The sequence below is a fragment of the Inquilinus sp. NPDC058860 genome (genome assembly GCF_042743185.1).
Classification (GTDB): domain Bacteria; phylum Pseudomonadota; class Alphaproteobacteria; order DSM-16000; family Inquilinaceae; genus Inquilinus.
Map to the genome: position 1 here is coordinate 1 of NZ_JBHYMS010000112.1, position 7619 is coordinate 7619.

Genomic DNA, 7619 nt, shown 5'->3' on the forward strand with positions numbered 1-7619 from the left:
CGCTGCGCCGGATCGGCGACAAGCGCATCCAGATGGTCGCCATCGACCATGACGAGGTGGTGCTGAAGGCGATCAAGGACGGCTTCCTGCACGGTACCATGCTGCAGAACCCGTACGGCCAGGCCTATATCGGCTCTCACGTCGTCGACCGGCTGCGCAACGGCTGCACGATCAAGGCCGACGCGCCGTGGAAGACCAACGCGCTGACCAGCCACTTCGTCGATTCCGGCACCGTCTTCGTCGGCGCCGACAAGGTCGACACCTATGTCAGCGCCATGCAGGACATCACCAAGAACCTGCTGGCCAGCTTCGACGCGACCTATCTGAACTGCAACTCCTGAGCGGCTTTGCCCGGCCGGGCCCTCGCGGCCCGGCCGGCTTCCGCAGACCGTTTCCCAGAGCCACACCGATGCATGCCGAAGACAGCGCCGCGCCCCCGTCCCGGACCGGGTCCCCGCAGGCGACGCCGCGCGCGGCGTCCGGCCGGCCGCGCTTCTGGCTGACCAACGAGTTCGGCCTGATCGTGCTGATCGCGCTGTTCGTCACCGCCTTCGGCCTCTTGACCCCCGGCTTCCTGTCGCCATTCAACCTGTTCGCGCTGGGCCGCACCGCCGCGATCAACGTCATGATCGGCCTGTCGATGATGGTGGTGATCGTCACCGGCGGGCTGAACCTCGCGGTCGGCGCCATCGGCGTCTGCGCCGCCATGGCCTGCGGCTGGCTGATCCAGGATGCCGGCCTGCCCTGGCCGCTGGCGATCCTCGGCGGGCTGGCGATGGGCGCGGCGCTGGGCTTCGTCAACGGCTGGACCGTCGTCCGCTCCGGCCTGCACAGCTTCATCATCACGCTCGCCAGCATGAGCATCTTCTTCGGGGTGATGATCTTCCTGAGCCGGGGCGAGTCCTACCGCGAGCTGCCATCGGTGTTCTCCAGCTTCGGCCGGCTGCGATTCCTGGACGGCACGCTGTCGCCGCTGCTGCTGTTGGCCGTCGCGGTGGCCGCGCTGCTGGTGGTGCTGTACCGCTTCACCGTGGCCGGGCGCGAGATGCTGGCCGCCGGCGCAAAGCCGGAGGCCGCCGCCCTGTCCGGCATCCGCGTCGACCGCGTCTTCATCTACTGCCACATGCTGTCGGGCCTGCTGGCCGGCATTGCCGCGCTGATGCTGGTGGCGCGCAACGGCGCCGCCCTGCCCTCCATGGCCGGTCAGCTGGGGCAGGACTGGCTGCTGCCCGCCTTTCTCGGCCCGGTGCTGGGCGGCACGCTGCTGTCCGGCGGCCGGGTGTCGGTGGTCGGCACCTTCCTCGGCGCCTTCCTGGTGACGCTGCTGACCAGCGGCCTGCTGCTGCTGCAGGTCGGCGAATTCTGGGTCCAGGCCTTCCTGGGCCTGCTGCTGCTTCTGGCCGTGCTGATGGACATGGCGCGCCGCTCGTTCCTGGCGCGGAGGAGAATGGTTTGATGGGGGATGGTGTGATGGGGGCCTTGTCCCGCTACGCCCGGACCGACTGGTTCGGGCCGCTGCTGGTCACGGTGCTGGCGATCGTCATCGTCGGCGCCTTCAACCCGTCCTTCCTGTCGCCGCTGAACATCCAGGTGCTGCTGCTGGCGATCTCGGTCAACGCGCTGATCGCCTTCTCGCAGATGATCATCATCGCGGTCGGCCAGATGAACCTGTCGGTCGGCGCCATCGGCGGGCTGGCGGCGATCAGCTTCGCCGGGATGATGCAGGTCTGGGGCCTGCCGGCGCCGATCGCGGCCGTGCTGGCGCTGCTGATCGGCGTGGCCGCCGGGATGGTGAACGGCGCGTTCATCGCCTGGACCGGGATCAGCGCCTTCGTCATCACCCTGGCCAGCCTGTCGATGTTCAAGGGTATCAACCTCGGCATCACCCAGGCCCAGCCCTTCTACGGCATCCCGGATGCGGTGAAGGCCTTCGGCAACACCACCTTCATCGACCCGCTGCCCTGGCTGGTGCTGCCGGCCGCGCTGGTCGCCGTGGGGCTGTGGTTCCTGCTGAACCGCCAGGCGCTGGGCCGCTTCATCCTGGCGGTCGGCGGCAATTCGCACGCGGCGGAGCTGTCGGGCATCTCGGTCGGCTTCACCGTGGTGGCCGCCCACGCCATCTCCGGCCTGCTCGCCGCCCTGGCCGGCATCATGCTGGTGGCGCGGCTGCAGATCGGCCAGCCGACCATCGGCGACGACTGGCTGATCCTGTCCTTCGCAGCACCTGTGATCGGCGGGGCGGTGCTGTCCGGCGGCCATGTCAGCGTGTCGGCGACGCTGCTGGGCGTCGTCATCGTCGCGATCATCACCCAGGCCCTGGTGCTGTTCAACATCGACCCCTTCCTGGTCCAGGTCGTGCTCGGCGTCCTGATCCTGTGGGCGGTCGGCATCAACCGCCTGCGCGAGCTGCGGCTGCGCAAGGCCGTGGCGGGGATCTGACCATGGCGGTGTTCGAGGCACGCGGCGTCAGCAAATTCTTCCCCGGCGTGAAGGCGCTGCAGGGCGTCTCCCTGACGCTGGAGCCGGGGTCGATCCACGCCCTCCTGGGCGAGAACGGCGCCGGCAAGTCGACGCTGATCAAGATCATCACCGGCGTGCACCGGCCGGATGAGGGGCAGCTGCTGCTCGACGGCAAGCCGGTGGAGTTCGGCGGCCCGCGCGACGCCACCGCCCACCGGATCGGCGTGGTGCATCAGGAGCGCAACCTGATCCCGCGCTTCTCGGTCGGCGAGAACATCGCGCTGGAGCAGCTGGCCGCCCATCCGTTGCGCCGGGTGGACTACGCCAAGGTCAACGCCGATGCCCGCCATTGGCTCAAGGTGCTGGACCTCGACATCGACCCGCGCATCCCGGTGTCCCAGCTCAGCGTCGCCAAGATGCAGCTGGTCGAGATCGCCAAGGCGCTGTCGCTGAAGTCCCGCGTGCTGCTGCTGGACGAGCCGACCGCGGCGCTGACCCCGCACGAGACCGACATCCTGTTCGGCCTGCTGCGCCGGCTGCGCGACGAGGGCGTCGGCATGCTCTTCGTCAGCCACAAGCTGGAGGAGGTGCAGGCGATCTGCGATCGGGTGACGGTGCTGCGCGACGGCCGCAACGCCTGCGAGAGCCGGTCGATGGAAGGGCTGGGGCGGCAGGATCTGGTGCGGCTGATGATCGGCCGGGCCGAGCTGATCGCCGACTGGCCTTCGCGCGACCACGCCCGAGCCCCCACGGCGCTGCGGCTGCAGGGCGTGTCGACCGGCCTCGGCCACCGCAACGTCGACCTGACCCTGCGCCGCGGCGAGATCGTCGGCCTGTACGGGCTGGTCGGCGCCGGGCGCACCGAGCTGGCGAAATGCATCCTGGGCCAGTTCCCGGTGACTGCCGGCACGGTCGAGGTCGAGGGCAAGCCGGCCCGGATCCGCGACGTCGCCGACGCCATCCACCGCGTCGGCATCGGCTATGTCAGCGAGGACCGGAAGCAGGAAGGCCTCGTGCTGATGCATTCGGTGCTGGAGAATGCCGGCATCACCGTCTGGCGCCGGCTGGCCCGCCGCTTCGGCTTCCTGACCGACGGCATGGTGCGGGCGAAGACCGAGCCGTTCATCAAGCGGCTGGCGGTGCGCACCCCGTCGCTGGGCCAGCTGGTCGGCAACCTGTCCGGTGGCAACCAGCAGAAGATCAGCGTCGCCAAATGGCTGGCCGCCGGGGTCAAGGTACTGATCGTCGACGAACCGTCGGTCGGCATCGACATCAAGACCAAGGCCGAGCTGCACGAATTGCTGCGCGAGCTGTCGGAGACCGGCACGGCGATCCTGCTGATCACCAGCGACATGCCGGAGATGATCACCCTGGCCGACCGCATCGTGGTGATGAACGCCTACCGGATCGAGGGCGAGATCACCAACACCCGCGACTACCGGGCGATGAGCGAGGGCATCATGAACCTGATCCACCGGGTGGAGGCCGCCTGACGATCCGGCGCCGGAAGCCCTATCCCCGCTCCCACAGCCAGCGCGCGCCGTTGAGCAGGCGCAGCGCGGCGCAGGCGGCGCCGTAACCGTTGTCGATGTTGCAGACCGAGAGGCCCGGGGCGCAGCTGGCCAGCATGGCGTCCAGCGCGGCGCGGCCGCCCGCGGCGACGCCGTAGCCGACCGAGGTCGGGACGCAGATCACCGGCCCCGCCACCAGCCCGCCGACGACGCTGGCCAGCGCCGCATCCATGCCGGCGACGACGATCACCACCGGATGGGTGCGGATCTCGTCCAGCCGGTCGGTCAGCCGCCACAACCCGGCCACGCCGATATCGCTGAACAGGCTGGCCTGGTGGCCGGCATGGCGCAGCGTGCGCTCCGCCTCGCGCGCCACCGGGATGTCGGAGGTGCCGGCGGACAGGATCGCCACCTGGCCCATCGCCGCGACCGGCCGCAGTGGGCCGAAGAAGCCGGTGCGCGACACCGGGCAATGATCGATGCGGCCGCGATGGCTGGCCGGCAGGGCCTCCAGCTTGGCCGGATCCAGCCGGGTCAGCAGCAGGCCGGCTTCCGCTGCCTCGGCCAGGTCCAGGATCGTCGCGATCTGGGCGGCGGATTTCTCGCCGCAATAGATCGCCTCGTCCTGGCCGATCCGGCCGCCGCGCCCGAAATCGAGGGTGACCTCGTCCCGGCTCATCCCGGCACCCCGACGAAGGCGCTGCCGACCCGGTACGGGGCGAAGGCCAGCGGCCGCGACGCGGCGCCGGCCGGCAGCACGGCGCGGATCGACGCCTCCAGCGCCGCCGCCCTGCCTGCGTCCAGCCCGGCCAGGCTGCCGGCATCCAGCTCCACCACCAGCCCGGCGGCGCGGATCCGGCAGCGCACCGTCCGCGGCCGCAGGCGGCTCGCGACCAGCTGCTCCACCGCGTCGATGGTGCGCAGCATCTCGGGCTCGATCGGGATCAGGGTCTCGACCCGGCTCGACAGGCAGGGCGAGGCCGGCAGCTCCGCCAGGTCGCCGAGCCCGAGGTCGCGCGCCAGGGCCCGAAGCCCGGCCTTGCCGATCCCGGCCTCGACATAGGGGTGGCGCACGCCGTGCTCGCGCGCGGCGTCGAGGCCCGGCCGGTACTCGCCGAGATCATCCAGATTGGTGCCCGAGACGATGGTGCCGTCGACCCGCCCGGCGATCGCGCCATAGAGGTTGGTCTTGCAGAAATAGCAGCGGTTCACCGGGTTCTCGCGATAGCGCGGATCGGCGAACTCGCCGGCGTCGAGCACGGTCAGAGCCCAGCCCTCGCGCCCGGCCCAGTCGCGCACCCGCGCCGTCGCCAGCGGCGGCACCGCCGGGGACACGGCGTGGACCACCGTCACCGCGCCGGGGCGTCGGCGATGCGCCAGCACGGCCAGGGTCATGCTGTCGACGCCGCCGCTGACCGCCACCGCGATCGGGCCGAGCCCGTCCAGCACGTCCTCGAGCCGCATCCGATCCGCGCTCATGACTCGTCCACCATATCCTCTGCCGCCCGCCGCCGGGCCTTGCGCGCCGCATGGCCTTCCAGGTCGGCCACGTCATCCGCCTCGGCCTTGGCCGTCCGCCCGCCGGGCCGGTCGACCGCCTTGACCCGCAGCGTCCGGTCGCCGGCCGCGACCTCGACCATGCGCCGCGGCAGCACCGCCCGGGCCTGGACGGCATGGCGCAGGCCGATCGTCGTGGTCTCGGCGAAGCACAGGCGCAAGACGTCGTCGCGTGCCTCCGGCAGCGCGAGCAGGCGCAGCTGCGCCATCATCCGCCCCTTCTTGCCGAAGACCGGGGCCTGGACCACGTCCAGCACCGCCGGATGCGCCCGCAGCCGGTCCAGCGCCAGCGCCAGCTCTTCGCCCGACTGGTCGTCGATCTCGCATTCGACCACCAGCACGGCATCCGTCGCGAAGCCCGGCGCCTCCGCCGGGTCGAAGCGCAGCACCCGCACGCAGTTGCTGAGGCCGGGCAGGATGCGGGTGCCGAAGCCGATGCCGGTGCCGCCCATGATCCGCGGCTGCGCCGGCCGGGCGGCGTCGCCGCAGAGATGGCGCAGGATCGCGGCGCCGGTCGGGGTGACGCGCTCGCCGCCGACGCCGTCATCGATCACGGCGAAGCCCTGCAGCAGCAGCGTGGTGGCCGGGGCCGGCACCGGCAGCGGCCCATGCGCGCTGCGCACCCGGCCGGAGCCGAGCGGCACGGCGCCGACGGTCCAGCGGGTCGCTCCGACCGCCGCGATCAGATGCGCGGCGCCGACGATGTCGGCGATCGAATCCCAGGCCCCGACCTCGTGGAAGGTCACCGTCTCGACCGGCACGCCATGCACCCGCGCCTCGGCCTCGGCCAGGTGCCGGAAGATGGCGACGGCGTGGCCGCGGACCGCGGGGTCCAGATCCGACGCCTCCAGCCCCTCGCGGATCCGGCGCCAGGCGACATGGTCGTGGCCGCCCTGCCCGCCCGGCCGCTCGACCAGGAAGCGCCGTCCGGCCAGCACGCCGTCATTGTGCGGCGCCAGCCGGGCGGTGACGCCGGCCAGCAGCCCACCCGTCCGGGCCAGGCTGCCGCGCAGCCCGGCCTCGTGCTCCGGGAACAGGTCGAGCATCGCGGCGATGAACATGTCGCCCGCCAGGCCGCCGACCGGATCGAGATGCAGCTCCATGCCCGGACTGTTCCAGATTGCCGGCGGGTTCACAATGCGGCCGCCGCGCCTGGATCCGCGGCCTTGCGCAGCACCAGCGGCGCTGCGATCCTGCGCCTCGCGCGGCGTGTGACCTGAAGGAAGATATGAGTGCGGATTCCGCGGCTTTCGGTGCGATCCGGAAAGCCCCCAACCTCACCGCCGGCCTGGTCGAGACGCTGGAGGCCCGGATCGTATCCGGCGATCTCGGGCCCGGCCAGCGCCTGCCGACCGAACAGGCCATCGTCTCCGCCACCGGGGTCAGCCGCACCGTGGTGCGCGAGGCCCTGGCCTCGCTGCGTGCCCGCGGCCTGATCACCACCCGCCAGGGGCTCGGCGCCTTCGTGGCCGAGACCGCGCCGGCCCGGTCCTTCGCCATCGACGCGGAGAAGCTGGAGTCGATCGGCGACGTGCTGCAGGTGCTGGAGCTGCGGCTGAGCATCGAGGTCGAGGCCGCGGGCCTGGCCGCCGAGCGGCGCGGCCCGGAGGAGCTGGAGCGCCTCGAGGCCGCGCAGGCGGCGTTCCTGGCCGCGATCTCGGCGCCGGGGGCCGATGCCGAGACCGTCGGGCTGGGCGAGGACCTGGCCGTCCACCACGCCATCCTGGCGGCCACCGGCAACGCCTATTTCGCCAAGGTGTTCGACGTCTTCAACGTTGTCATCCCGCGCCAGCGCATCCCGGTCGCGGCCCTGTCGCAGGCGGAGCGCGAGCGCCATCTGCGCCGGGTCGGGCAGGAGCACCAGGCGATCCTGGCCGCGATCAGCGCCGGCGACGCCGCCGCAGCCCGCCGGGCGATGCGGCTGCACCTGACCCGCGCCCGGGACCGCTATGCGGCCCTGCGGTCGGAGGCCAAGGCGGGATAAATTCCGGCCGAAAGCAAAATGAGTCCCCCCTCCCCTCGCGGGAGGGGGATAGGGGGAGGGGGTTTTCGCCGTTGGGACCGGCTTCGATAATCCGGCCTCGGTCGCGG

Annotated in this window: 8 protein-coding genes; 5 read left to right on the plus strand and 3 right to left on the minus strand. The window is 71.6% G+C overall.

The genetic code is table 11. The features are described 5' to 3' along the window. The 4 genes from ACFW16_RS35630 to ACFW16_RS35645 all read left to right on the plus strand — a co-directional run. A partial coding sequence (locus ACFW16_RS35630) for a hypothetical protein (RefSeq protein WP_380313851.1) occupies nt 1–341 on the plus strand: 341 nt, incomplete at its 5' end. Between the two features lie 68 nt (nt 342–409). Next, nucleotides 410–1456, plus strand: a complete 1047-nt coding sequence (locus ACFW16_RS35635) for an ABC transporter permease (protein WP_380313852.1) — start codon at nt 410–412, stop codon at nt 1454–1456. Between the two features lie 14 nt (nt 1457–1470). Next, a complete protein-coding gene (locus ACFW16_RS35640; protein ID WP_380313853.1) occupies nt 1471–2439 on the plus strand; it encodes an ABC transporter permease in 969 nt (322 codons plus the stop codon). A gap of 2 nt (nt 2440–2441) precedes the next feature. Next, nucleotides 2442–3953: a sugar ABC transporter ATP-binding protein gene (locus ACFW16_RS35645; protein ID WP_380313854.1), complete on the plus strand. Its 1512-nt coding sequence runs from the start codon at nt 2442–2444 to the stop codon at nt 3951–3953. Nucleotides 3954–3972: 19 nt separating this feature from the next. Here ACFW16_RS35645 and larB read toward each other — a convergent pair whose 3' ends face one another. Genes larB through ACFW16_RS35660 form a run of 3 tightly spaced genes read right to left on the minus strand, consistent with a single transcriptional unit; the run spans nt 3973 to nt 6631 of the window. Next, nucleotides 3973–4650 carry a nickel pincer cofactor biosynthesis protein LarB gene (gene larB / locus ACFW16_RS35650; protein ID WP_380313855.1) on the minus strand — a complete coding sequence of 226 codons (678 nt, stop codon included), beginning with the start codon at nt 4648–4650 and terminating at the stop codon, nt 3973–3975. Next, nucleotides 4647–5450, minus strand: coding sequence for a hypothetical protein (locus ACFW16_RS35655; RefSeq protein ID WP_380313856.1), 804 nt, complete (start codon nt 5448–5450; stop codon nt 4647–4649). The genes larB and ACFW16_RS35655 overlap by 4 nt, the downstream gene beginning before the upstream one ends. Further along, nucleotides 5447–6631 carry a LarC family nickel insertion protein gene (locus tag ACFW16_RS35660; protein ID WP_380313857.1) on the minus strand — a complete coding sequence of 395 codons (1185 nt, stop codon included), beginning with the start codon at nt 6629–6631 and terminating at the stop codon, nt 5447–5449. The genes ACFW16_RS35655 and ACFW16_RS35660 overlap by 4 nt, the downstream gene beginning before the upstream one ends. A gap of 125 nt (nt 6632–6756) precedes the next feature. On the opposite strand from ACFW16_RS35660, the gene ACFW16_RS35665 reads away from it, so the two are divergent. Then, nucleotides 6757–7512: a FadR/GntR family transcriptional regulator gene (locus ACFW16_RS35665; protein WP_380313858.1), complete on the plus strand. Its 756-nt coding sequence runs from the start codon at nt 6757–6759 to the stop codon at nt 7510–7512. The last annotated feature ends 107 nt before the right edge of the window (nt 7513–7619 follow it).

Coding starts and splice junctions, on each gene's coding strand:
- ACFW16_RS35635 (WP_380313852.1), top strand. CDS start 410: ATGCATGCCGAAGACAGCGCCGCGCCCCCGTCCCGGACCGGGTCCCCG.
- ACFW16_RS35640 (WP_380313853.1), top strand. CDS start 1,471: ATGGGGGCCTTGTCCCGCTACGCCCGGACCGACTGGTTCGGGCCGCTG.
- ACFW16_RS35645 (WP_380313854.1), top strand. CDS start 2,442: ATGGCGGTGTTCGAGGCACGCGGCGTCAGCAAATTCTTCCCCGGCGTG.
- larB (WP_380313855.1), bottom strand. CDS start 4,650: ATGAGCCGGGACGAGGTCACCCTCGATTTCGGGCGCGGCGGCCGGATC.
- ACFW16_RS35655 (WP_380313856.1), bottom strand. CDS start 5,450: ATGAGCGCGGATCGGATGCGGCTCGAGGACGTGCTGGACGGGCTCGGC.
- ACFW16_RS35660 (WP_380313857.1), bottom strand. CDS start 6,631: ATGGAGCTGCATCTCGATCCGGTCGGCGGCCTGGCGGGCGACATGTTC.
- ACFW16_RS35665 (WP_380313858.1), top strand. CDS start 6,757: ATGAGTGCGGATTCCGCGGCTTTCGGTGCGATCCGGAAAGCCCCCAAC.